This is a genomic window from Enterococcus sp. H57 (assembly GCF_003112495.1).
Lineage (GTDB): Bacteria > Bacillota > Bacilli > Lactobacillales > Enterococcaceae > Enterococcus_B > Enterococcus_B faecium.
In genome coordinates this window covers 14,004-38,339 of sequence record NZ_BEHC01000024.1, presented here as the reverse complement: position 1 = coordinate 38,339, position 24,336 = coordinate 14,004, and the positions used below count along the sequence as shown (strand labels likewise).

Genomic DNA, 24,336 nt, shown 5'->3' with positions numbered 1-24,336 from the left:
AAATAACAAACAATTTGTAAAGTTAACGCTTTCTTTTTAAGGCGATGTTAGAGCATTTCCTTGTTTTTTTGTAAAATGTTAGGTAAAATAAAATTAATTAAGTAACACTTTCTTAGCTAAAGGAGGAGTGCATTCGATGAACGAAGAGACAGTATCGCCAATGAAGAAGCTTACGAAGTTAGTTACTCATACTTCGTATCAACTTTTTGATTCTTTTGTAAATGACACTGAAGAACATGCTAAGAATGTACGATTGCAAGGAAAGTTTATTCTTGAGCTGCAAAAAGCTGCTACTGAACATAGTCTAGTTATCTTACAAGTAAGAGCAAATCGTTTGAGTAGCAAGTATGAAACGATCTCAGGCTGGGTGGCGACAAAAACGGTCGAAAAAGACCGAGTGATGATCCGCCTACAAAACGAAGAGCAGCAGATCCGGATGGTTCCTGTAGAACAAATTGAAAAAATAACAATCCTTTCACCAGCAGGGGAACAGGAACGGTTATCAAAATAATTTATACCAGATAGAAAAGCACGTATGAGCTTGTACCATCAATCATTACTAATCAAAAATAACCGAATGCTTTAAGCTGATATCAGTAAAACGGAACGTTTTAGGATGAGTATCATAGCATGACAGCATTCGGTTGATTAGTTGAATCGATTGGATGGTACAAGTTTTTTTGATAAAAAAAGGTCCTGCTAGCCGGGGAGCTAGCAGGATAAGGAGTTAAAAATGAAAAAGTGTTGTTAGGGTTGTTTGTTGGTATGCTTATATAATAGTCATTAGTTGTGAATATTTTGTGACGAAAGTTTTCGAAAGTTGTTAAGTTTTTTTGCGAAAACTATTTTTATATCATATATATGTCTAAAATCTATATTATAAAAGAAATGTTGTTTGATCAGCTTCTCTTCGGTATTAGTTCAAAACAAAACGGCAAAGTATATGGAGCTACTTTGCCGTTTTGTTTCTCTAATACTCAGGTCAGTTTATAGACGCTCAATAAACGGTGTTCAAAAGCCAGTTTTTCGGTATTAAGTCAAATTTATGCAAAAATGTGAGAAGCCATTTTCACAAAATATTTCTTAATACTTGAAACTAAGCGGCTTTTTCACGACCTCTCAATAAACGGTGTTCAAAAGTCAGTTTCTCGGTATTAAGTCAAATTTATGCAAAAATGTGAGAAGCCATTTTCAAAAAATATTTCTTAATACTCGAAACTGAGCGGCTTTTTCACGACCTCTCAATAAACAGTGTTCAAGAGACAGCCTATCGGCAATAAGGCTGAACGTCTCTTTCACAACCTCTTTTATCAATCTGCTACTTCTTCTTTCTTAGCGAAACTCCAAATCAGTCCGATAACAAAACCGATAACTGCTGGTACGATCCACCCCATCCCCAATTTGAAAAACGGCAAGTAGCTTTCCGCAACATATAAAAGATTTTGAACAATAGGTGTTTGTTTGATAGTTTCTGGGCAAGCGTTCAACCCATCAAAAATCGAAGCAATCAATGTAAAATAAGTAGTCATTCGATAAACAGCCGTACGCTGCTTAAACAAAGGACCAACTAACACTAGTAAAATCAGTGTCATTGCTAATGGATAGATGAACATCAAAACAGGCAACGAAAATTGAATGATATTCGTCAAGCCTACGTTTGCCGCTAAACAAGGAAGGATACTAGCAAGTGCAACAAAGAATGCGTAATTTCTTTGCGGAAACAAATCTGTGAATGTTTCTGCAAAAGCTGTAATCAAACCAATACCGGTCTTCAAGCAAGCTAATATAACGATAAATGCTAATAAGATACTGCCATAAGTACCTAAATAATGATCAGCAATCTGAGCCAGCGTGATCCCGCCATTTTCACTTAGAGCAAAGCTACCTAAGCTCATAGCACCTAAATAAGCGAGCAAAGTATAAATGATTCCCATCAATATAATGCTGATCGCACCAGATTTGATCGTGTCTTTAGCGATTTCAGCAGGTTTTGTTACACCCATGTTTTGGATTGTTGTGACAATGATGATCCCAAATGCTAAAGCAGCAAGCGCATCTAATGTGTTATATCCTTGAGTAAACCCTGTGAAAAAAGCATGCTCTTGATAATTTGGCTGAATAGGCGCTTGATTTACAGAACCTAGTGGATTCAAAAAAGCAAGGAGAAGCAAAGCACCTAATAAAACCAAAAATGCAGGATTCAGGAACTTTCCAACATAATCTAATATCTTTGTCGGTTTTCTTGAAAACCACCAAGCCAGCACAAAAAATACAATACTGAAAATTGCTAGATATAGCGTCTGTCTGCTAGGATCGATAAATGGTGCTAAACCAATCTCGAAAGATGTGGTTGCAAGGCGAGGTAAAGCAAAAAACGGTCCGATAACTAAGTAAAGCAAGATGGTAAAAACCATCGCATATGTTTGATTTATCCGTTTTGCTAATTCATATACACCTGAGCTTTTCGATACACCAATGGCAATCACCCCTAAGAAGGGAAGACCGATACCGGTAACCAAGAAACCTAGATTCGCCCAAAAGGTAGCAGCGCCTGCTTCTTGACCCAAATGAACGGGAAAGATAAGATTTCCAGCACCAAAAAATAGACCGAAAAGCATGGAGCCTATAAAAAGATAGTCTTTAAATGATAATTTTTTTGTCATACATAACTCCTTTACGGTTTTTTTAAAAGTAACAAAATTTCGAAAAATATGCAACAATTTTCAGAAAATTTCCTATATAAAACGATGGTTATTTAATAACGTAAGTGATAAAATAAAAGCGCTGAATCATCTGAGGAGGAATCATCGTGACAAAGTCGAGATTAGAAGCATTTACTGATGGAGTGGTAGCCATTGTTTTGAGAGTTCTTGTATTAGAGATCAAGATCCCTAATACATCTAGCTTTCATTCTTTATGGGTCATCCGAAATACATTATTAGCTTATACCATCAGCTTTATATTTGTTGCGGTGATCTGGGTGAACCATCATCGTATATTTCAGATGGCAGAACGAATTAATTACCGAGTGGTCTGGTCGAATATCTTTTTGCTCTTTTGGCTGACTTTATGTCCTTCTGTTACTAGTTGGGTCGGGCGTAACCCTGAAGCTTTTTGGCCTGAGATGGCTTATGTCTTAGTATACACGATGTGGAGTTTTTCTTTTGGTATCTTGATGAGGCAAATCATGAAAGCAAATAAACCAGATTCCCATGTCGTGAGAGTTTTGTCAAAGGACCGTCGAAGTCTTATCTCCATGATGATTAACTTATGCTTGATTGCCGGTGTCTTTTTTGTACCGTTGATCGGGTTATTCGGACGTTTTTTTGTATCTGGTATTTGGATTTTTTCCTATAAAAAAGCAGATGCCTATTATCAGCGGTTGTTTCCGGGGAAATAGAAAAGAGGCTGGGACAGAAGCTTTTAACTCCAAGAAATAAGCCGAAATTTCACAAAAATTTAAGAAGCAATTTTCGTAAATTCCTTCTTATTTCTCGAAGCTGACCACTTCTGTCACAACTACTTTCTTACTTCTTACGTTCATATTTCATATGATAGATTAGTAATAGAAGCAAGAACCACACAGGTGTTAGTAATAAAGCGATTCTCGTATCTTTTCCTAGGAACAAGACGACACACACAAAGGCCATGTAAAGAAATACCAGATAATTACTAAATGGGTACAACGGCATTTTAAATGAATGAGCTTTTTTGCCGAGGATACTTTTACGATATTTCATGTGCGTGTAGACAAGCATACTCCAGATAAACAAGAAACAAGTAGTGGCAATACTGCTTACTAGTGTGAATACTTCACTAGGCATCACGTAATTCAAGATAACAGAAATGAAAATGACGATAGTAGAAAATGTCAAAGCATTCCCTGGCACATGATGTGTTGTTAACTTTTTGAATTTTTTAGGGGCACTGCCTTCTTGCGCTAAAGAACGAAGCATACGTCCTGTACTATATATTGCACTGTTGCAGGCAGAAGCTGCTGCACTTAATACGACTAAATTGATCAAGGAAGCAGCAATCGTGATCCCAATTTCCGAAAATACTTCTACAAATGGACTGTTATCTGGATTCAAGCTGTTCCATGGATAGATTGCCATAATGACAAAAAGAGATCCTAAGTAAAATAAGATGATCCTGATAGGAATATTATTGATAGCTTCCGGCAACACTTTTTCAGGATTTTCTGTTTCTCCAGCGACTAATCCAACTAATTCTATCCCAGCAAAAGCAAAGGTTACCATTTGGAAAGCTAAGATAAATCCTTTTGCACCAGTTGGAAAGAATCCGCCATGAGACCATAGATTCGTGATACTGGCTGTGCCAATATCTGTCGTATAGTGGGTGAGGATCATATAAGCTCCTACGAGGATAAAGGCAATGATCGCTACAACTTTGATCAATGCAAACCAAAACTCTAACTCACCAAACAATGAGACAGCCACCATATTCAAGCAAAGAAGAAGACCTAATGCAATCAGTTCAGGAAGCCACTGAGGAACACCAGGCGCCCAGTAGCGTACATACATTCCGATGGCTGTTAAATCGGCCATTGCAATCGATACCCAGCAGAACCAATACGTCCAGCCAGTGATGAAAGCCGCTTTTTTGCCAAGATATTCTGCAACAAAATCCAGAAAAGAATGGTTATTGGTGTTTGATAACAGAAGTTCGCCTAACGCACGCATAATGAAAAAACAGATGCATCCAGTAATAAGATAGGCGAGCAATATCGAAGGGCCAGCTAGCTGGATAGACTTTCCGGAACCTAAAAACAACCCCGTTCCAATCGCTCCGCCAATAGAAATCAGTTGGACATGTCTATTTTTCAGTCCACGCTGCAGTTCTTGCTCTTCATTCATTTTTAAATCATCCTAACTAAAAAAGTTTAATTACTTCCATATTAAGAGAGTTTTCTGAAAAACACAACTAAGATTCCAAAATTTTCAGAAATTTACCTTTTATGAGTAATTCATAAAAAAGAACTGCGGTAAACACCGCAGCTCTTTGTCCCAATCAGCTATTGATCCTAAGCATTTAAAATACGTGAAAGGAATTCTTTTGTACGTTCTTCTTTCGGATGGACAAAGATATCTTCTGGTGTACCTTCTTCTGCAATCACACCTTTATCCATAAAAATGACACGGTCAGATACATCTTTTGCAAATTCCATCTCATGCGTCACGATAAGCATTGTCAAGCCAGTATGTGCTAAGTCTTTGATCGTATTAAGCACTTCGCCAACCATTTCAGGGTCTAACGCCGAAGTAGGTTCGTCGAATAGCAATACATCTGGATTCATTGATAATGCCCGAGCAATTGCGACACGCTGTTTCTGTCCACCAGATAATTGTGCTGGTTTGGCTTCGATATAACGATCCATACCAACTTTTTCCAGATTTTCGATTGCTACTTTTTTGGCAGTTTCTTTATCTCGTTTCAGGACAGTTGTTTGACCAGACATACAGTTTTCCAAGACATTCATATTGTTGAACAGGTTGAAGGATTGGAAAACCATACCTAGATTCGTTCGATATTTAGGTAAATTATATTTAGGAGCTAATACATTTTCTCCATTATAAATGATCTCGCCGCCTGTTGGTTTTTCCAGTAAATTGATACAGCGCAAGAAAGTAGATTTACCAGAACCGGAAGAACCGATGATCGTCACAACTTCACCTTTATTGACTGTTACGCTGATATCTTTCAATACTTCATTTTCACCGAAGCTTTTTCTTAGATGTTTGATTTCAATAATTTTTTCATTCATGATTCTTCCTCCTTATTCCTGCAAATTTGAATTGTCGATTTCTTCAAGCTTGGTATAAGCTGAAGGACCATCGATTTTCTTTTCTACCGCCCGCAGGATTCTGGTGATCGTAAAGGTCATGACTAAGTAGATGATCCCGACGATCGTAAATGTTTGGAAGAATTGGAAATTCGCACCGGAAGCAGAGTTTCCTTGGAAGAACAAATCAGCTACGCCGATTACACTTAAAACTGCTGTATCTTTGATATTGATAACAAACTCATTTCCTGTTGCTGGCAAGATATTCCGTAAAACTTGTGGAATAACAACTTTTCTCATCGTTTGGCCATGGGTCATACCAATGGCTTGCGCAGCTTCGAACTGCCCTTCATCTACTGCAAAAATCCCCCCACGAACGATCTCTGTCATGTAAGCTCCAGTATTGAGAGAGACAATAAACAAAGCGGCAATCGTTCGGTTCAATGAAATGCCAAAAGCGAGTGCCAGACCGTAGAAGATGACCATTGCTTGTACCATCATCGGTGTTCCGCGGAATACTTCGACATAGATAGAAAGAAGTGCATTTCCGATTTTTTGGAAGAAGCGAGTCAGTGCATTTCCTGATTCAGGTACCGAACGGAAGACACCAATCAGTAATCCAAGTGTAGTACCGACAACTGTTCCGATCAATGCGATGAACAAGGTAAGTCCAGCACCTCGTAAGAACATATTGCCGTATTGTTTCCAAATCGTAGTGAAATCAGAAATGATGCCAGGTTTTTCTTCACTATCAGTTGCAGCAGGCTGATCTTTGACTGCTTGGTCCATAATTTTGGTTCGTTCATCGTTAGAGATGCCAGAAAGAATCTGGTTTACTTTTTGGATATCCGGGTCGCCTTTACGCATACCAACAGAAATCTGAACATCTTCCGGGTTTGTCTGGAAGCCATCTGCACCGCTGAATTCAAGCATTTCCAAGTCTTTGTTCACACTAGTTGCCGTTACACCTTCCGGACGTTCGCTGACATAACCATCGATCATTCCAGAAGCTAAAGCTGTTCTCATTGCTGAGAAATTATCCATTGCTTGTTGTTTCTGCACATCTGGTATCTGATCGATCACAGTATAGTGGAATGTATTTAACTGAGCAGTGATCTTTGCTCCAGAAAGATCTGCTAAACTTTTTGCTTTTGCATATTTGCTATCTTTTTGAACTACTACTACTAATTGTGATTCGTAATAAGGATCGGTAAAATCAATTTCTTTTCGTCGTTCAGCAGTAGGGCTCATTCCGGCGATGATCGCGTCGATCTTGCCTGATTGAAGGGCAGGAGCCAGACCATCCCATTTCGTTTGGACGATGACTAATTTTTTCCCTAAACCATCTGCTACTTTTTTAGCGATTTGAACATCATAACCGCCGGCGTAACTATTTTGGCCTTGAATTGGCAAGGCATTATTCTCATCTGTTTGTTGAGACCAGTTGAAGGGTGCATACCCAGCCTCCATACCTACGCGAAACTCATCGCTCGGTGTTTTTTCATCTGCATTTGCCAGAGATCCCACACTGAATAGTGAGAAGACAAAAGCAAATAGTACGGCAACTGAAACCATATTTTTTTTCATTTTTTTCTCCCTTTCTGATTATATGATACACGAGCGGTCTAGATGAAATGCGGTAAAGCTTTATCTGAAAAAATAAAAAGCGACCGATTTATAGATATAAAAAGGCCGCTAAAATTCCATAAGGTGATAAACCTCTCACAAAACATAGCGCAACTTAGCATCACTGCTAAGACAGTCCGCAAGCTCTTAACTTGCGTCCCAACATACACTCCAAGCAAAAAAGTGCACATTTCGGCGATCCTCCCTATTCCTGCTTCTCCATGTTTGCTTCACTCCACAGGGTTAATGATTCTCGCGACCTCTACCTCATTGATTGAGGCATCTCGTATTCAGTTATTTATACAAAAAAAGTTTACGATACTCGAGAGGCTTTGTCAATCTATAACTGCTGGTTTTTGAAAAAATACTGATAAATATAGAAATCTTTACTTTTACCGAAAAAACAATCAAAATGTGAATCATCTATCCATTGCAAACGATAGTATAATTATACACAAAAATGTATGTAATACAATAAAAAAAGAACTAGAACAGAAAATTTCCTGTGTCCAGTTCCATCTCGATCATTTAAGCTGCCGCTTTCTTTGGCTCACGTCCTAGGATCGCTTGCAAAAGAACAACGACGCCATAAATGGCTAATATTAGATAAATCAAACTTGAGTATTGGGTGATTCCCCAGCCCCATGTTCGATATACGGCTAATGTAATGGCTAAAACAATTGCGGCAATCACGTTGAATAAAGCAAAAGCCCAAAGATTTCCATTTTCTTTGCGTACAAGATAAAAAACAGAGAAATAAACGCTTAACGCTAACCAGGCGATACAAGCCAGAATAACGCCCCAATAAATAAAGAATGGTAACATATCGATTCACCTCACTTTTATACAGCAGTATTGTAACACGTTTTCATTCTTTTGTCAGTGAACATTGTGATAAATTGCTCAAATGCCCATAACACTTTTTTATTCCCATTTTTCTGACTTTTCAACAATAAATTTGTTCGAGTATGGGCTATAATGGAAAGTGAGGTGACAAAACATGAAACAATTAACAGTAGACGAAGCAGCAAAAGAGATATTAGCTTATCAGCAAATTACATTTTTGACCGGTGCAGGGGTATCCACACCTTCTGGAGTGCCAGACTATCGATCTTTGTCAGGAATCTACCACGGGATGGAGCAGCCGGAATACTTGCTGAGTCATCAAGCAATGGTGAATGAACCGGATAAATTCTATCAATTTGTCAAAAAGATTTATCATCCTGAAGCAAAACCCAATATCATTCATTTGGAAATAGCACATCTAGCGAAAGAAAAAAATGTTTGGGTTGTTTCCCAAAACATCGACGGTTTGCACGCAAAGGCTAAAAGCCCGCAACTCGTCAATTTTCATGGGAGTCTGTATCAATGTCATTGTCGAAAATGTCAACAAACGGTAGACTGGAAAGAATATCTTCACAGCGACAAACATCAAGCATGCGGAGGACAAATACGCCCAGACATCGTGTTATATGGTGAAGGGTTTCAAGATGGAGTCATGGAGCAGGCGGCTTATGCCGTCAGCCAAGCAGAGCTGATCGTCATTGTTGGAACGAGTTTTCAAGTTCATCCGTTTTGTGATCTGGTACAGTTTCGCCAGCCGTCAGCCAAAATCTTAGTAATCAATCAAACGCCTGTTTATTTAGCGGAGCCTTATACGTTTATTCAAGAAGACGGAGCGGTTGTTTTCAAAAAAATACAAGAATTAGGAGCAGATTATGACTGAATTCAAAACCGAAAAAGAAAAAATGATTGCAGGCGAGCTTTATTTTGCCAATGATCCTGAGCTGGTTGCCGACCGTATGTTTGCAAGAAGTCAAAGCCAAATCATCAACCAAGCAGAATCAGCGGAACTGCGATCCCAATTGTTGAAAGAGACTTTTGGCCGTACAGGGAAAAAAATCTATATGGAGCCAGTTATCAATTTTGATTACGGATATAATATATTTGTTGGGGAGAATTTTTATGCAAATTTCAATTGTACATTTTTAGATGTCAGCACGATTGAAATCGGTGATAACTGCATGTTCGCTCCGAATGTCCAGCTTTACACGGCGACGCATCCACTACATCCAGTGAAACGTAACAGCGGTCTGGAGTACGCAAAACCCATTAAAATCGGTAATAATGTTTGGTTAGGCGGAGGAGTTATCGTCACGCCGGGTGTCACTCTAGGGGACAACGTAGTAGTCGGCGCAGGTTCGGTTGTGACCAAATCTTTTCCCGACAATGTAGTGATTGCAGGAAATCCTGCTCGTATCATCAAGACAGTAGAGGAAGAACTAACAGAAGAGTCTCTTGAAACATTACGTCATAAGATCGATATGATCGATCGAGAGTTGGTTGCTTTATTAGAAAAAAGAATGGATACGGTAACTAAAATAGGACAAGTGAAAAAAGAAGAAAACCAAGCAGTTTATGATGCAAAAAGAGAGCAGCAAGTATTGGATAAAGTTGTTAGTCTGCTGAAAAATAAGGGATATAAGGAAACAATAACAGACACGTATGTTGATTTGATGAAACACTCGCGCGAATACCAAAACAAAATGAAGGAGGAATAAGTGTGATCGAAGGAGAGACACGGCGAAAACAAATCATGCAAACCTTGGCAAATACAGAAAAACCAGTGAGTGCTAGCAAGTTTGCGAAAACTTTTGGAGTCAGCCGTCAGATCATTGTAGGCGATATTGCTTTACTACGAGCTGCAGGTAAAAGTATCGTGGCAACAGCAAGAGGTTATATCCTCGAAACAGAAGAAACCAATACTGGGCACATCAGTAAAATCGCTGTCCAGCATGGAAAAGATCAAACAGAAGAAGAACTGAGACTAATCGTTGAAAATGGTGGTGAAATCATTGATGTAATTGTGGAACATCCCCTTTACGGTGAGTTAGCAGGAACTTTGCACATCAAAACGCCACAAGATATCGATTCCTTTATGAGACGTTATCAAAAAAGTAATGCTACTTTGTTATCCGAATTAACAGGCGGCATCCATCTGCATACGATCCGCTACCCAGAAAAGCATATGCTGAAAAACATCAAACAAAAACTAGCTGAAGCAGGAATCCTCTACGAAGGATAACATCGTAGCTGCTACTTTTTATCCTAGAAACTATTCTATCATCTCTGAGATAAACACCCATATGGAAGAAATAAGAAAAAATAAGAAAAGATGCGTATCCAATACACAGAATTTTTTGGAATTGCGATTTCTAGATGTCTATCTAAATTTCGATTAGTGGAGAAACATAAAAAAGGGAAGTGCAGCTTTTGAGCACTCCCCTTTTTTATAAAGCTTTCTTGTAGCATAGTATCGAAGGAACCTGCCAATTCTCTACTCGATCACCAATACGCCTTCTTTTAGTGCAAATGGATTTTGATCGTTGATGTGGTCATAGAACATCACACCGTTGATATGGTCGATTTCATGTTGAACGACGATCGATTCATAATTCTTCAAACGAATCTTGTGTTTTTCACCATTCATATCATAATAAGACACAGTGATTTTGGCATGGCGAACAACATATCCTGGTACTTCTCGATCAACAGATAAACAGCCTTCACCTTCCCCTAAACAAGCATCTTGAACAGAATGGCTCAAAATTTTAGGATTATACATAACAGTACTTAGAGAAGGTCCATCTGCCTCTGGGTCAGGACTTGGTACGTGAACAGCAATGATTCTTTTAGAAATATCTAATTGAGGAGCAGCTAAGCCAACACCGCCTCGTAAGTGTAGTTCTTCAGCTTTGATTGGATCTTGGCTGTTTTTTAAGAACTCAAGCATCTCTTTTCCTAAAGAGATATCTTCTTCGCTTAATGGAAGAGAAACTTCTTTTGCAACTTCGCGTAAGGTCGGATTTCCTTCACGAATGATATCATCCATTGTAATCATGGAATATGTACCCCTTTCTTAAAAGACTGTGTTTCAAGTCTATTTTCGCATTATAGTTTACCACAAAAATGGAAAAGTAGTAGTAAGATTGTTTGAAAACTACCTTTTCTTAATGATTAACTACTTGATTTTCAACCCGGTTTCAGGTAAAGTATAGCTGTGTGCTCTAGGCACATGACCTGCCACTTGGTTAAGCGAATCACCAACGTTTTACTCAGTCGCAGGGGAATAATCGAAAGAGGTGAAAGAAATGGCAATTTCAAAAGAACGCAAGAATGAAATCATCAACGAATACGCTCGCCATGAAGGGGATACTGGTTCTCCAGAAGTACAAATCGCTGTATTAACTGAAGAAATCAACCACTTGAATGAACATGCACGCGTGCACAAAAAAGACCATCATTCATACCGCGGCCTAATGAAAAAAGTTGGTCACCGCCGTAACTTGTTAGCTTACTTACGTAAAACTGACGTTCAACGTTACCGCGAATTGATCAAACGTTTAGGCTTGCGTCGTTAATTTTAGTCAAAAAGAGTGGGATTCACATGAATCTCACTTTTTTTACTCATATATCAATTAAGTAAAATTCCGTGATCAAGCTAGATGGACTCCTACTAACCAAATGAAAGCTGCTCAAAAGACGGCTTTCGGCAGTTTTCATTTGTTTAGTAGCGTCTTGCTTTCACGAGAAGGAAAAGGAGAAGTTATGTCAGAAAAACAAGTATTCAAAACGACATGGGGCGGCCGTCCCTTACAAATCGAAGTCGGTCAGCTAGCAAAACAAGCAAACGGAGCCGTTTTAGTCCGTTATGGAGATACAGTAGTCTTAAGTGCAGCTGTGGCCTCTAAAGAAGCAAAAGATACAGACTTTTTCCCATTAACGATCAATTATGAAGAAAAAATGTATGCAGCAGGGAAAATCCCTGGAGGTTTCATCAAACGAGAAGGCCGTCCAAGTACGGAAGCAACATTGACTGCCCGTTTGATCGACCGTCCAATTCGCCCGATGTTTGCAGAAGGCTTCCGTAATGAAGTCCAAGTAACGAACATCGTGATGAGTGTAGAAACAGACTGCTCGCCAGCTATGGCAGCAATGCTAGGTTCTTCTTTAGCACTATCAATCTCAGATATCCCATTTGACGGCCCAATCGCAGGCGTAGAAGTTGGTCGTGTAAATGGCGAGTACGTCTTGAATCCAACAGTAGAACAAGCAGAACAAACAGATATCGAATTGACTGTTGCCGGAACGAAACAAGCCATCAATATGGTTGAAAGCGGCGCGAAAGAAGTTTCAGAAGAAGACATGCTTGGTGCATTGCTGTTTGGTTTTAACGCTATCAAAGAGTTAGTTGCTTTCCAAGAAGAAATCGTTCAAGCAGTAGGGAAAGAAAAAATGGAAGTGACTTTACTGCAAGTTGATGAAGTATTGAAAAAAGAAATCTTTGATGCTTCTTACGCTACAATGAAAGCAGCAGTAATGACTGAAGAAAAACTTGCTCGCGAAGATAATATCGAGCAGGTGAAGATCGATATCCGCGAAGCTTATGCTGAGAAATTTGCAGGTCATGAAGATGAAGATCACTTGTTGAAAGAAGTTAAACAAATCACAGAAGATCTTGAAAAAGATGTCGTACGTGAATTGATCACCATCGATAAGATCCGTCCTGACGGGCGTAAATTGGATGAAATCCGTCCATTGTCATCAGAGGTCAGCTTATTGCCACGTGTACATGGATCAGGTTTGTTCACACGAGGACAAACACAAGCTTTATCAGCTTGTACACTCGCACCTCTAGGAGAGCACCAAATCATTGATGGTTTAGGGGTGGAAGTCAGCAAACGATTCATCCACCACTACAATTTCCCTCAATTTTCTGTTGGTTCTACAGGACGTGCAGGCTCTCCAGGGCGTCGGGAAATCGGACATGGCGCATTAGGTGAACGTGCGTTAGCACAAGTAATCCCTTCAGAAGAAGAATTTCCTTATACGATCCGTTTAGTAGCAGAAGTATTGGAATCAAATGGTTCTTCTTCCCAAGCAAGTATCTGTGCTGGCACATTAGCATTGATGGATGCAGGTGTACCAATCAAAGCGCCAGTCGCCGGTATTGCGATGGGACTTGTTTCTGATGGTGAAAACTATACGATCCTAACTGATATCCAAGGGCTGGAAGATCATCTTGGCGATATGGACTTTAAAGTTGCCGGTACAAAAGATGGTATCACTGCTTTACAGATGGATATCAAGATTCAAGGAATCACAGAACAAATCCTAACTGAAGCATTAACTCAAGCAAAACAAGCACGTATGGAAATCTTAGAAGAATTGACTTCAACGATTGCTGCTCCACGTGAAGAATTAAGCCAATATGCACCAAAAATCGAAATGATCCAGATCGAACCTGCTAAAATCAAAGATGTTATCGGTAAAGGCGGCGATACGATCAACGGAATCATCGATGAAACTGGTGTGAAAATCGATATCGATCAAGATGGAAAAGTAAGTATTGCTTCAGCTGATGCAGAAATGATCAAAAAAGCTATCAAGATCATCGAAGATTTGACCAAAGAAGTCAAAGTTGGTGAAGTTTATCTAGGGAAAGTTGTCCGTATCGAAAAATTCGGTGCATTCGTCAACTTGATCAAAGGAAAAGATGGACTTGTCCATATTTCCCAATTAGCAAACGATCGTGTCAATAAAGTCGAAGATGTTGTTAAACTAGGTGATGAGATCCTTGTGAAAGTAACTGAAATCGATAAACAAGGACGCGTAAATCTGTCAAGAAAAGCAATGTTGAACGAAGATGGTTCAACGAAAAATGAAGAAAAATAATTTAATTCATAGGAATAATGTACTTGTGATCGTGAAGGTGACAGGGGGACAATAATTATTCGAAAAAAGGGGACTGTGACAAAAGCCGTGTCACAGTCCTTTTTTTTCGAATAAACGGTGTTCAAAAGCTTGCATCTGCGGTAATAAGTCCAGCCAAGTTAAAAACATTAGGAGCTGTTTTTACTTGGCTGTTCTTATTACTTGATGCAGAACAGCTTTTTTACAACCTCTCCAATAAACGATGTTCAATCAGCTGTCCCTCGATATTAGCTCAAAAAACGGCAAAATATGAGGAACTATTTTTCCGTTTGTTTCTCTAATACTCAGGTCAAACCGCTGATTTCACAACCTCTGATTCACGGTGTTCCAGAAGCAGCTTCTACGGAAATAAGCTGAACACTTTTGTTACAACTTCTTTTTTTCTGGAGTTTCTTGGCGCATATTTTTGGAGTCCTTCTGAATAAAGCGTAAAATAAAAGTGAGAAATATGGATAAAGGAGGGAAAGGAGATGCTGAATTTTTTATGGTCGTTATTTATCGGCGGTATATTAGGTTTGATAGCTGGCGCAATTTTAGGAAAGGAAGTCCCGGGAGGCGTATCTGGAAATATCATTATCGGTTTTTTAGGTAGTTGGCTCGGCGAATTTTTACTAGGACCACTGGGACCGGAACTCGGCGGTTTTTATTTGATACCAGCATTATTGGGTGCAATTTTTTGCCTTGCTCTTTATTCATTTGTGGCAAGACGTATCAGAGAACGTCCAAAGAAAGAATAATTTTATTCAAATAAGTTGACACTTCAGTGTGTTACTTGGATAATTAGAAGCAATTTAGGAAAGCGGGTGTCATGGATAAGAATATCATCTATCATTCAAGCTTACCTAAAGGATATCCATATAACAAGAAATGAGGGAAAAACGTGGCAACAACGCACAATACCAAAAAGATATCAATGGCTGGCCTGCTTGTAGCGATGGGAGTCGTCTACGGAGACATCGGGACAAGTCCGCTTTACGTTATGAAATCGATTGTTGAAGATAATGGCGGATTGTCAGGAATCAATCCTGATTTTGTTATCGGATCAGTCTCATTGATTTTTTGGACATTGACTCTACTGACAACAATCAAATATGTCGTGATTGCATTGAATGCAGATAACCATGGTGAAGGTGGAATTTTCTCACTCTACACACTTGTCCGAAAAGGTGGGAAATATTTGATCATTCCTGCAATGATCGGAGGAGCTGCCTTACTAGCAGATGGGGTATTGACCCCTGCTGTGACGGTAACGACTGCGATTGAAGGCTTGCGAGGAATTCCGCAGTTTTTTGACCGGTTCGGTAATAACCAGAACGTGATCGTCATTATCACTTTAGTTATTATTTTTGTTTTATTCATGGTCCAACGCTTTGGTACAGATATTGTCGGAAAAGCATTCGGACCAATCATGTTCGCTTGGTTTACTTTTTTAGGCGTAATGGGATTAATGAACTTCAGTCAAGACTGGACAGTTATCCGTGCACTGAATCCTTATTATGCTATCCAGCTGCTTTTTAGTGCAGATAACAAATTAGGCTTGTTCATTCTTGGAAATATTTTCCTGGCTACGACAGGTGCAGAGGCGCTTTATTCCGATCTTGGACATGTCGGCAAACGAAATATTCGTCTGAGCTGGCCTTACGTCAAAATTTGTTTGGTTATCAATTATTTTGGGCAGGCTGCGTGGTTGTTGAATGTTTATCAAAACCCTGAAGCACAGCAAATCAAGAACCTGAATCCATTCTTCCAAATGATGCCTCAAAGTTGGATCGTGATCGGCGTTGCTTTTGCAACAGTCGCTGCAGTCATTGCTTCGCAAGCATTGATTACAGGTTCGTTTACGCTAGTTTCAGAAGCAATCAAGTTGAAACTGCTGCCTCGGTTAAAGATCATGTATCCTGGGAACAGTATCGGGCAAATGTATATCCCAGCAGTCAATCTGATTTTATGGATCGCCTGTTCTCTAGTGGTTGTCACATTCCGAACGTCTCATCATATGGAAGCTGCTTACGGTCTATCGATCACTGTGACGATGTTGATGACAACAGCACTGCTTTACTTTTATCTTATCCAAAATGGGCATTCTCGTTGGCTTGCATATTTAGTTACCTTTTTCTTCGGTGCGATAGAAGTCGTTTTCTTTATCTCAAGTGTTGTCAAATTCTTCCGAGGCGGTTTTGTAGCCGTTCTGATTGGTTTGATCATCTTAGTCGTGATGTTTATTTGGGAACAAGGGAACATTATTCGCGAATCGTCAACCGAGGATGTGTCTTTGAGAGATTATATCCCGCAGCTTAGAGAATTACGTGATGATACTTCTTTACCAATCTATCAGACAAATGTGGTCTTCTTGGTTCCTGATATGGCTGAAGATAAAGTTGGCCGACAGTTCATCTATTCGATTTTAGATAAACGGCCTAAAAGAGCACGAGTCTATTGGTTTGTTCATGTGGAAGTGACGGATGAGCCATATACGAAAGAATATCAAGTAGATATGATGGACACTGATTTTATTGTCCAAGTGAATCTGTTCTTAGGTTTCAGGGTCCAACAGGAAATCAACGTATATGTTCGCCAAGTCATCCATGATTTGATGAAACAAGGCCGTTTGCCAAAACAGCCACAAAGATACTCTCTGACACCAGGGCGAGAAGTTGGCGATTTCCAATTTGTCCTGATTGATGAAGTAGTTTCCAATGTGACAACTCTAGGAAAATGGCAACGTCAAATCATGCAGGCAAAACTGGCAATCAAAAAAATCGCTACCTCGCCAGAAACATGGTTTGGGCTAGAGTACAGCGAAGTAAAACATGAAACTGTTCCGCTTATCATTGGAAATACTCGGAAAACATGGTTGAAAGAGCGGTTGTGAAAGTAGCGCTTTGACCTGAACTAATGTCGAATGTCAGCTACTTGAACACCGTTTATCAGAGGTCATGAAAAAGCTGTACTGCAACAAGCAGTAAGAACGAGCAGATAAAAACAGCTTCTCATGTTTTTCATCTGTTTGGGCTTAATGCCGCAGATGCAAGCTTTTGAATACCGTTTTTATCAGAGGTCATGAAAAAGCTGTTTAGCAACAAGTAACGCAATGATTTTGAAGTGATAAGGAGATGTGGCTGAAAAATGCCGCATCTCCTTTTTTATTCCTAAATATGAATACGCATTATTTTCAATCCTTTTGTAGAAAAAGGGTACAATAGAAAAAGAGAAAGGCGGGAGAATATGGTTATCAATTTCATTATTTTATTTTTGATGATTGCAATTACTTCATTTTTTGTAGCAAGTGAATTTGCTTTAGTGAAAATCAGACGATCAAGATTGGAACAACTAGAAAAGGAAAATGTAAAGAACGCCAAGCTAGCTCTTCATGTTACACACCATTTAGATAACTATTTATCAGCTAGTCAATTAGGAATTACGCTAACCGGTTTGATCATCGGGTGGGTCGGTGAAGGATCTGTCGCGGCTTTACTAGAACCAGTGATCGGTAAACTACCTTTTAGTTCGGCTATTAGCAGTACAATCTCTGTGGCGCTGGGATTTATTTTAGTTACGTATATCGATGTGGTTATTGGCGAACTGCTTCCTAAGAGCTATAGTATCGTCAATACGGAGAAGGTCGTCTTGTTCGTAGTTAAACCACTTCATTATTTTTATAAAGTAATGTTTCCTTTTATTTGGGTATTGAATCATTCAGCTGCAGGGCTAGGGAAGCTATTAGGTGTGCGTCTCGTATCTGAAGGAGAAGAGACATTGTCTCAAGAAGAGCTGACATTAGTCGCATTGAATTCTTATGAAAAAGGAGAGTTGACCAAAGAAGAATATCATTATTTGGAAAACGTGTTTGAATTTGATGATACCTTGGCAAAAGATATACAAGTAGACCGTACGTCCATGCAAGTATTCGAAGCTTCAGAAACCGTCAAAGAAGCGATAAAAGCTTCGATTGAACAAGGACATACTCGCTATCCGGTTATCTTAGAATCAAAAGACAATGTTTTAGGTTATGTCACCTTGCCAGATTTGATCAAGCAATCTTATAAAGATGACCAGCTGACAGTAGAACAGTTGATTGAAGAGCCGATCGTAACAACTGAAACGATCCCTATAAAAAAATTATTGACGATCATGCGAAAAAAGGGAAAGCATATTGCTATCTTAAAAGATGAATACGGAGGGACAAGCGGCTTAGTGACGATTGAAGATATTTTAGAAGAAATCGTCGGGGAAATCCGAGATGAGACAGATTTGGACGAAGCATTGATAGCGGAACAGTCAGATGGCTCTTATATCATCTCCGGCAAACTAACATTAGATGATTTCCAGCGTTATTTTCATGTAGAGATTCCAGAGTTTGAAGAAACGAATTTTACTACACTTGCGGGCTTTGCTTCTAGCCGATATAAAGAAATAAAAGCAGGAACAATCATTGAGATTGCATCATTCCGTTTCACGGTATTAGAATACCAGCATGCACATATCGATTATTTCAAAGTAGAGTCCACGGAAAGAAAAACAGAATAAAAGAAAAAAGGCTGTGACATTTTTTGTCACAGCCTTTTTGTTATCTAAAAAACCTGTTTTCGGTAAACGAAGAAGATATTTTCAATAAAAGTTTTCATTTTTAGCCGCAACGATTTCTTTTAATCAAGGCTATCTTGCTTCTGCATGTTCTAATGTGAAATGTTCCTCTTCACCCATGTGTTTCAATTGTTTCATCGAACGCATATAAGAGTAAAGCAACACGGCAACAGAACCGATCCAAGCTAAAGGAGAAGCTGCTGCTGCTCCTGGGTATCCCCACATTCCTGTAAGAACGATAGCTGCAAAAGAACGCATAAGCAATTCCATCATACCGGCGATCGTAGGGATCTTGCTTTGTCCAAGCCCTTGAAGTGTGTAGCGTAAAATGAACAGGACTGCTAAGATCCAGTAAAGAGACCCATTGATATTGAAGTAGGTTTGTGCTAATTCAAATACACGTGTTTCTGATGGGCTAACAAACAATTGAACAAAGAAATGACCGAAGAAAATGACGATAGCACCTGCTAAGAGACTAAATCCGACACTCATCAGTAAAGTTTGACGTACCCCTTGCAAGATTCGGCCATATTCTTTCGCACCATAGTTTTGTGCAGTGAAAGTTGCCATTGCAATACCAAATGACATCATCGGCTGATTTGCAAATTGGTCGATACGACCAGCAGCGGCTTGAGCAGCTACGACATCTGTCCCTAGACTATTTAGTGCTGCTTGTAACACGATAGCACCAACAGCGATGATCGAAGATTGAAACGCCATTGGCAAAGCAGCATTTAGGTGTACAGCAAACTCTTCTTTTTCAAATTTGAAATCTTTTTTGCGTAACTGTAACAAAGGCATTTTTTTCTTGATATACACTAGACACAGTACGCTGGAAGAAACTTGTGCGATTACTGTAGCAATAGCTGCACCTTCCACACCCATGCCAAAATAGATAATAAAGATCAAATCAAGTACGACGTTGATGATGACCGCAATGATCAGAAAGAATAGTGGTGTGCGGCTGTCACCAAGTGCGCGAATGACATTAGAAAGCAAATTGAAACTGACTGATGCAAAGATCCCTAATAAAATAATTGAAATAAATGTTTGTGCTTGATCAAGTATTTCAGGAGGAGTTTGCATCAATTGAAGCATCGGACGAATAAACAGGAGACTTAGGACAGTTAAAATCACAGTGACGACAAGACTAATGACAACACTAGCAGCAAAACTTTTCTTCAGACCCCGATAATCTTTTGCACCGTAACGTTGTGCGGTAATAATGGCTAAACCAGCTGTTAAACCTTGGGCAAAGCCAATGATCAAAAATGTCAGGCTTCCAGTTGCACCAACCGCTGCCAGCGCATTTTTACCTAGCGTCTGACCCACGATGATCATATCGATCATATTGTAGAACTGCTGAAAAACATTTCCGATCAGTAAAGGAACAGTGAACATCAAAATCAGTTTAGCGGGGCTTCCTTTTGTTAAATCGCGCATCTTTTAAACTCCTTATATCTTTAAAATTTAGTTAGTAGTATATAGCGTTTATCCTGAGAATACCAATTAGAAATCAATGATAATTTATGAAACTCCATAAAAAGAAGCCAAGAATTGAGTCAAAGAATCAACAACTTGGCCTGGTCTGTAAAATAAGGGACATCCACGTTTATCTATCACCTTAATATTGTCTAATCTCACTTGGTAAAAGGATCGTTTCTCTCGTACCGTCATCATAGGCGTATACTTGAGCAGGAAATTGGTTCGAATAGGCAAACGGCAAATCAATATCCATTTCCACATTGCTTCCTGCTTGAGAAAAATGCATCGTCACTTTTCCACGATTTTCGATCAAATCAAAGGTTAATATATTTTCTAATGGAATGACTCCCTTAAGATCTAGGTCAATAATAAACCATATACTGTCAATCAATTCATCTGGCAAACTTGATACGACACCAACTGAAGCGTAACGGTTGCGGCTGCTATCAAAACTTTCAAACATCTGTTTAACCTCCTTCGAATCAACGAATGTTTTATTTTTATAATTAATCCTAGGATAAACTAGAAATACTTACTTCAACGAGGGTTCATTCTAATAAAGAATCAGGAAAAATGCAACAATAATTGAATACTTTTTTTCAAAGTATAAATTTTTATAAAGGTACGATAAAAGTATGCGAGGAAAAGCTTGGTAAATTAGGATTTTTCGTTTGTAAAGCCATTTACAAAAGTGGAAGCCCCATATGAAAATAAACGATTAGAAATAAAAAAGGCGTGTTAAAAGCTGCTGACCCGCCGCTTCTAACACCACCTGATTGTTTCAGTATTATTCTTCTGTTGAACCGATCACTTCTGGTTCGCCACCTTCACCTGTGCTTTCTTCTTCTTCACTTTGAGCGACTACAGCAGCGATTTGCTCTTCACTGTCGGTCACGAATTTGTAATCGTCGTTTTTTGGAAGATCGGCTACTGTAATAGAATCACCTAATTCCAAGTTTGTCACGTCAACTTCAATTCGTTCAGGCAATTTGTCTGGTGTAGCAGATACGACTACTGTATACAAGTTTTGAGCTAACACTCCACCAGATTTAGCACCCACTGATTCGCCAACAAGAACGACTTCTGTTTCGACTTCTGTTTCTTCCGACATGTTTACAGATAGAAATTCTGCATGTTCGAAATGATTGGTAAAAGTGTTCGTTTGGATCTTGTGAACCAATGTATTGACTTTTTGTCCATCGATGTCCATCGTGATGACTGTGTTCGCTCCATGTTCACGCAACAATTTGCTTAGTGTCAAACCATCGAATGAGATAGGGGTACTTTCTACTTTATACCCATAAACAACAGCTGGAACTTTCCCTTCGTGACGAAGTTTGTTTCTTAATGAACGGGGACGTACTTCTCTTTTACTTACTTCTAATGATACTGACATAACCAAAATTCCTCCTTAAAATGTGACTGTCTGCTTTGGTAACGGACAGATTTTATTTAAGTGAATTCTAAAGGCTAATCTCGTGCACATCATCGAAGGCAGGGCGCTTAAAAAAGCGCAAAAGGAGAGATGCGCGCATCTCCCCTTAGAAAGTCAGGATTCAACTTTTCTCCACCAGGTCATTACGCTGTGTATGAGAAATCCAATTCACTTTACTATTTAACCGTAACGTGAACTGTTAATTAAGTCAAGGAATAACTATGATGATGTATTTGCAAGCAAGAATATTCAAGGTATAATTAATTAGTAGTAATAAGAAAGGAAACAGCATGCGTTTAGATAAATTAATAGAAGAAAAATTAGAAACGACACGCAAGGAAATGAAGCGGCTGTTTGCTTTGAAGCAAGTGATGATAGATGGCACAGTCGAATTTCGACAAAATCGAAATGTAGATAGTTTACTGCATCAAATCGAAGTAGCAGGTGAACACTTAGAAACAAATGAGTCCTATTATCTTCTCAATAAACCTGAAAAAGCTGTTACAGCTGTATCAGATCCAGAAAAGACGACAGTAATCGATCTGATTGCAAGTGCCGATCGTTTCCAACCATTATATCCAGTGGGAAGACTAGATAGAGATACAACAGGACTATTGCTGATCACTTCGAATGGACAATTGGGATATGAAATGCTACTTCCAGAAAAAAAGGTTTCAAAGACTTATCAAGTAGTTGTGAACGAAAGGGTGACACCGGCAGACGTAACAGCATTTGAAAATGGAATCGTATTCGCTGATGGGTATCAATGTAAGCCGGCTGATTTAAAAATACTCAAAGCAGACAAGCACCAAAGTACGGTTTTATTGACGATCCAAGAAGGAAAATTCCATCAAGTCAAAAAGATGTTCTTAGCCCAAGGAAAGAAAGTGACCGCATTGAAACGGCTAAGCATGGGACCATTGGAATTAGATGAACAGCTAGGAGTAGGCGGGTATCGATCGTTGACATTAGCAGAGATGAAAAAGTTAAGTATTTATTTTAAATAGGAGGTCAAAAAGATGAAATATAAAACTTTATTGTTCGATGTAGATGATACATTGTTAGATTTTCAATTAACTGAAGCCAATGCTTTAAGTGCTTTGTTTGCAGAACAAGGAATCACATTGACACCAGAAATCGAAACCAGCTATAAGGCTTTGAATCATCATTTATGGCAGGAGTTTGAAAAAGGCAGACTATCACGAGAAGAAATAATAGGCAGTCGTTTTGGGTTACTTTTCCAGCAATTTGGGAAAACAGTAGATAGTGATCAAATGGAAAAACGCTACCGCCACTACTTGAACCAAGGTCATGATCTTGTTCCAGGAAGTCTAGAAATCCTGAAAAAGGTCCATCCGCATGCTGATCTTTATATTGTGACGAACGGTGTGTCGCACACGCAACATCGGCGATTAACAGATGCAGGAATGCTTGATTACTTCAAGGATATCTTTGTCTCAGAAGCTGTCGGAGCGCAAAAGCCGATGAAAGAATTTTTTGATCATGTCTTTTCCCACATTCCTAATTTTGATAAAAAGCAAACTGTGATCATTGGTGATTCTTTGACTTCTGATATCAAAGGAGGAAATATGGCAGGGATCGATACGATTTGGTTCAATAGAAATAAATTACCAGAAATCGAAGAAATCCAGCCTACTTATCGAATCGATTCATTAGAGGAACTTTATTCATTATTGGAAATTGAAAAGGATTAATTTTCAGAAAAATATAGCATTTTCGTGTTTTTTCGCTATAATAGATTAGAATGAAAAAACGGATACGAAAGAGGTTTTAGTCAATGACAAAAAGCAAGCCAATTATCATTGGTGTGACGGGTGGATCCGGAAGCGGAAAGACAAGTGTCAGCCGTGCGATTTTCAACAACTTCCCGGACCATTCCATCATGATGCTTGAACAAGATTCTTATTACAAGGATCAGAGCCATTTGAGTTTTGAAGAACGATTGAACACAAATTACGATCACCCATTTGCCTTTGATAATGATCTGCTGATTCAGCATGTAGGCGACTTACTGAACTATAAAGCCATTGAAAAACCCGTGTATGACTATGTAGCGCATACAAGAAGTCAGGCAACGATCATTCAGGAACCAAAAGAAGTGATCATTCTAGAAGGAATCCTGATTTTAGAAGACGAACGTCTGCGTGACTTGATGGATATCAAAGTATACGTAGATACAGATGATGACATTCGTATCATTCGTCGTATCAAACGGGATATGGAAGAACGGGGACGCACATTGGACTCCGTGATCGAACAATATTTGACAGTTGTTAAACCGATGTATCATCAATTTATCGAACCAACGAAGCGCTATGCGGATATCATTGTTCCAGAAGGCGGAGAAAACCACGTTGCTATTGATTTGATTACAACAAAAGTAGCTAGTTTCTTAAACCATAAATAGTGCGCAGCGAAACAGTTGAACGGACTGCGACCGTTTGAAAAGCAAGGATTCTGCTTTTTGAACAGTCACCAGCCAACTGTTTTTTTATTTATAACAAGAGGTTGTGAAAACAGCATCTTGACCTAAGTATTAAAAAGAAGAAACGGAAAATAGCTGTTTATATTTTACCGTTTTTTGAGCTAATACCGAAGGTCAGCTGAT

General features: G+C 39.1%; 22 protein-coding genes and 1 riboswitch. Of the genes, 13 read left to right on the top strand and 9 right to left on the bottom strand.

The window, feature by feature from the left end; genetic code table 11:
- Nucleotides 1–136: 136 nt before the first annotated feature.
- Nucleotides 137–511 (top strand): hypothetical protein, encoded by a 375-nt coding sequence (locus DIZ30_RS06210; protein ID WP_002289815.1) that lies wholly within the window; start codon nt 137–139, stop codon nt 509–511.
- A gap of 799 nt (nt 512–1,310) precedes the next feature.
- Here the strand turns inward: DIZ30_RS06210 and brnQ are convergent.
- Nucleotides 1,311–2,663, bottom strand: coding sequence for a branched-chain amino acid transport system II carrier protein (gene brnQ / locus DIZ30_RS06205; protein ID WP_002294246.1), 1,353 nt, complete (start codon nt 2,661–2,663; stop codon nt 1,311–1,313).
- Between the two features lie 146 nt (nt 2,664–2,809).
- Here brnQ and DIZ30_RS06200 point away from each other — a divergent pair, with 146 nt between their 5' ends.
- Nucleotides 2,810–3,400, top strand: coding sequence for a TMEM175 family protein (locus tag DIZ30_RS06200; protein WP_002297079.1), 591 nt, complete (start codon nt 2,810–2,812; stop codon nt 3,398–3,400).
- Nucleotides 3,401–3,527: 127 nt separating this feature from the next.
- Here DIZ30_RS06200 and DIZ30_RS06195 read toward each other — a convergent pair whose 3' ends face one another.
- The 4 genes from DIZ30_RS06195 to DIZ30_RS06175 all read right to left on the bottom strand — a co-directional run bounded on the left by DIZ30_RS06195 (nt 3,528) and on the right by DIZ30_RS06175 (nt 8,254).
- Complete coding sequence (locus DIZ30_RS06195; RefSeq protein WP_002294242.1) at nt 3,528–4,877, bottom strand: amino acid permease; 1,350 nt, start codon at nt 4,875–4,877, stop codon at nt 3,528–3,530.
- A 167-nt stretch (nt 4,878–5,044) separates the two neighbouring features.
- Nucleotides 5,045–5,785, bottom strand: a complete 741-nt coding sequence (locus DIZ30_RS06190; RefSeq protein WP_002294240.1) for an amino acid ABC transporter ATP-binding protein — start codon at nt 5,783–5,785, stop codon at nt 5,045–5,047.
- Between the two features lie 12 nt (nt 5,786–5,797).
- Nucleotides 5,798–7,390 carry an ABC transporter permease subunit gene (locus DIZ30_RS06185; protein WP_002297081.1) on the bottom strand — a complete coding sequence of 531 codons (1,593 nt, stop codon included), beginning with the start codon at nt 7,388–7,390 and terminating at the stop codon, nt 5,798–5,800.
- Nucleotides 7,391–7,527: 137 nt separating this feature from the next.
- Nucleotides 7,528–7,702: riboswitch (Lysine riboswitch) on the bottom strand.
- Between the two features lie 255 nt (nt 7,703–7,957).
- The gene (locus tag DIZ30_RS06175; RefSeq protein WP_002293448.1) at nt 7,958–8,254 is read right to left on the bottom strand and encodes a hypothetical protein; all 297 of its coding nucleotides are present in this window, start codon (nt 8,252–8,254) and stop codon (nt 7,958–7,960) included.
- 175 nt (nt 8,255–8,429) lie between these two features.
- Here DIZ30_RS06175 and DIZ30_RS06170 point away from each other — a divergent pair, with 175 nt between their 5' ends.
- Genes DIZ30_RS06170 through DIZ30_RS06160 form a run of 3 tightly spaced genes read left to right on the top strand, consistent with a single transcriptional unit; the run spans nt 8,430 to nt 10,514 of the window.
- Entirely contained in the window at nt 8,430–9,155 is a 726-nt protein-coding gene (locus tag DIZ30_RS06170) for an NAD-dependent protein deacylase (protein WP_002297083.1), read from the top strand.
- Nucleotides 9,148–9,990: a chorismate mutase gene (locus DIZ30_RS06165; protein WP_002294234.1), complete on the top strand. Its 843-nt coding sequence runs from the start codon at nt 9,148–9,150 to the stop codon at nt 9,988–9,990. The genes DIZ30_RS06170 and DIZ30_RS06165 overlap by 8 nt, the downstream gene beginning before the upstream one ends.
- Before the next feature lie 2 nt (nt 9,991–9,992).
- Entirely contained in the window at nt 9,993–10,514 is a 522-nt protein-coding gene (locus DIZ30_RS06160) for a transcription repressor NadR (RefSeq protein ID WP_002294232.1), read from the top strand.
- 252 nt (nt 10,515–10,766) lie between these two features.
- Here DIZ30_RS06160 and def read toward each other — a convergent pair whose 3' ends face one another.
- Entirely contained in the window at nt 10,767–11,330 is a 564-nt protein-coding gene (def, locus tag DIZ30_RS06150) for a peptide deformylase (protein ID WP_002289284.1), read from the bottom strand.
- 250 nt (nt 11,331–11,580) lie between these two features.
- On the opposite strand from def, the gene rpsO reads away from it, so the two are divergent.
- The 5 genes from rpsO to DIZ30_RS06125 all read left to right on the top strand — a co-directional run bounded on the left by rpsO (nt 11,581) and on the right by DIZ30_RS06125 (nt 18,730).
- A complete protein-coding gene (rpsO, locus tag DIZ30_RS06145) occupies nt 11,581–11,850 on the top strand; it encodes a 30S ribosomal protein S15 (RefSeq protein WP_002289282.1) in 270 nt (89 codons plus the stop codon).
- A gap of 187 nt (nt 11,851–12,037) precedes the next feature.
- On the top strand, nt 12,038–14,164 hold the full coding sequence (pnp, locus tag DIZ30_RS06140; RefSeq protein ID WP_061573545.1) for a polyribonucleotide nucleotidyltransferase: 2,127 nt from the start codon (nt 12,038–12,040) through the stop codon (nt 14,162–14,164).
- A 509-nt stretch (nt 14,165–14,673) separates the two neighbouring features.
- Nucleotides 14,674–14,940, top strand: coding sequence for a GlsB/YeaQ/YmgE family stress response membrane protein (locus DIZ30_RS06135; protein ID WP_002289280.1), 267 nt, complete (start codon nt 14,674–14,676; stop codon nt 14,938–14,940).
- Nucleotides 14,941–15,083: 143 nt separating this feature from the next.
- On the top strand, nt 15,084–17,075 hold the full coding sequence (locus tag DIZ30_RS06130) for a KUP/HAK/KT family potassium transporter (RefSeq protein WP_002289279.1): 1,992 nt from the start codon (nt 15,084–15,086) through the stop codon (nt 17,073–17,075).
- A 353-nt stretch (nt 17,076–17,428) separates the two neighbouring features.
- On the top strand, nt 17,429–18,730 hold the full coding sequence (locus DIZ30_RS06125) for a hemolysin family protein (RefSeq protein WP_002294228.1): 1,302 nt from the start codon (nt 17,429–17,431) through the stop codon (nt 18,728–18,730).
- A 129-nt stretch (nt 18,731–18,859) separates the two neighbouring features.
- Here the strand turns inward: DIZ30_RS06125 and DIZ30_RS06120 are convergent, their stop codons facing one another.
- From DIZ30_RS06120 to DIZ30_RS06110, 3 genes are all read right to left on the bottom strand, one after another.
- The gene (locus DIZ30_RS06120) at nt 18,860–20,230 is read right to left on the bottom strand and encodes an MATE family efflux transporter (RefSeq protein WP_002289277.1); all 1,371 of its coding nucleotides are present in this window, start codon (nt 20,228–20,230) and stop codon (nt 18,860–18,862) included.
- Nucleotides 20,231–20,411: 181 nt separating this feature from the next.
- Nucleotides 20,412–20,735 (bottom strand): DUF960 domain-containing protein, encoded by a 324-nt coding sequence (locus DIZ30_RS06115; RefSeq protein ID WP_002289744.1) that lies wholly within the window; start codon nt 20,733–20,735, stop codon nt 20,412–20,414.
- Between the two features lie 324 nt (nt 20,736–21,059).
- A complete protein-coding gene (locus DIZ30_RS06110) occupies nt 21,060–21,668 on the bottom strand; it encodes a 50S ribosomal protein L25/general stress protein Ctc (protein ID WP_002299254.1) in 609 nt (202 codons plus the stop codon).
- Nucleotides 21,669–21,997: 329 nt separating this feature from the next.
- Between DIZ30_RS06110 and DIZ30_RS06105 the strand changes: the two genes are divergently transcribed.
- The 3 genes from DIZ30_RS06105 to udk all read left to right on the top strand — a co-directional run bounded on the left by DIZ30_RS06105 (nt 21,998) and on the right by udk (nt 24,135).
- The gene (locus DIZ30_RS06105; protein ID WP_061573544.1) at nt 21,998–22,714 is read left to right on the top strand and encodes a 16S rRNA pseudouridine(516) synthase; all 717 of its coding nucleotides are present in this window, start codon (nt 21,998–22,000) and stop codon (nt 22,712–22,714) included.
- Between the two features lie 12 nt (nt 22,715–22,726).
- Nucleotides 22,727–23,422: a YjjG family noncanonical pyrimidine nucleotidase gene (locus DIZ30_RS06100; RefSeq protein WP_002289749.1), complete on the top strand. Its 696-nt coding sequence runs from the start codon at nt 22,727–22,729 to the stop codon at nt 23,420–23,422.
- Between the two features lie 83 nt (nt 23,423–23,505).
- Entirely contained in the window at nt 23,506–24,135 is a 630-nt protein-coding gene (gene udk, locus DIZ30_RS06095; protein WP_002289751.1) for a uridine kinase, read from the top strand.
- Nucleotides 24,136–24,336 lie beyond the last annotated feature (201 nt).

Coding starts and splice junctions, on each gene's coding strand:
- udk (WP_002289751.1), top strand. CDS start 23,506: ATGACAAAAAGCAAGCCAATTATCATTGGTGTGACGGGTGGATCCGGA.
- brnQ (WP_002294246.1), bottom strand. CDS start 2,663: ATGACAAAAAAATTATCATTTAAAGACTATCTTTTTATAGGCTCCATG.
- DIZ30_RS06120 (WP_002289277.1), bottom strand. CDS start 20,230: ATGCGCGATTTAACAAAAGGAAGCCCCGCTAAACTGATTTTGATGTTC.
- DIZ30_RS06185 (WP_002297081.1), bottom strand. CDS start 7,390: ATGAAAAAAAATATGGTTTCAGTTGCCGTACTATTTGCTTTTGTCTTC.
- DIZ30_RS06100 (WP_002289749.1), top strand. CDS start 22,727: ATGAAATATAAAACTTTATTGTTCGATGTAGATGATACATTGTTAGAT.
- DIZ30_RS06135 (WP_002289280.1), top strand. CDS start 14,674: ATGCTGAATTTTTTATGGTCGTTATTTATCGGCGGTATATTAGGTTTG.
- DIZ30_RS06190 (WP_002294240.1), bottom strand. CDS start 5,785: ATGAATGAAAAAATTATTGAAATCAAACATCTAAGAAAAAGCTTCGGT.
- DIZ30_RS06125 (WP_002294228.1), top strand. CDS start 17,429: ATGGTTATCAATTTCATTATTTTATTTTTGATGATTGCAATTACTTCA.
- pnp (WP_061573545.1), top strand. CDS start 12,038: ATGTCAGAAAAACAAGTATTCAAAACGACATGGGGCGGCCGTCCCTTA.
- def (WP_002289284.1), bottom strand. CDS start 11,330: ATGATTACAATGGATGATATCATTCGTGAAGGAAATCCGACCTTACGC.
- DIZ30_RS06210 (WP_002289815.1), top strand. CDS start 137: ATGAACGAAGAGACAGTATCGCCAATGAAGAAGCTTACGAAGTTAGTT.
- rpsO (WP_002289282.1), top strand. CDS start 11,581: ATGGCAATTTCAAAAGAACGCAAGAATGAAATCATCAACGAATACGCT.
- DIZ30_RS06165 (WP_002294234.1), top strand. CDS start 9,148: ATGACTGAATTCAAAACCGAAAAAGAAAAAATGATTGCAGGCGAGCTT.
- DIZ30_RS06175 (WP_002293448.1), bottom strand. CDS start 8,254: ATGTTACCATTCTTTATTTATTGGGGCGTTATTCTGGCTTGTATCGCC.
- DIZ30_RS06110 (WP_002299254.1), bottom strand. CDS start 21,668: ATGTCAGTATCATTAGAAGTAAGTAAAAGAGAAGTACGTCCCCGTTCA.
- DIZ30_RS06115 (WP_002289744.1), bottom strand. CDS start 20,735: ATGTTTGAAAGTTTTGATAGCAGCCGCAACCGTTACGCTTCAGTTGGT.
- DIZ30_RS06170 (WP_002297083.1), top strand. CDS start 8,430: ATGAAACAATTAACAGTAGACGAAGCAGCAAAAGAGATATTAGCTTAT.
- DIZ30_RS06105 (WP_061573544.1), top strand. CDS start 21,998: ATGCGTTTAGATAAATTAATAGAAGAAAAATTAGAAACGACACGCAAG.
- DIZ30_RS06195 (WP_002294242.1), bottom strand. CDS start 4,877: ATGAATGAAGAGCAAGAACTGCAGCGTGGACTGAAAAATAGACATGTC.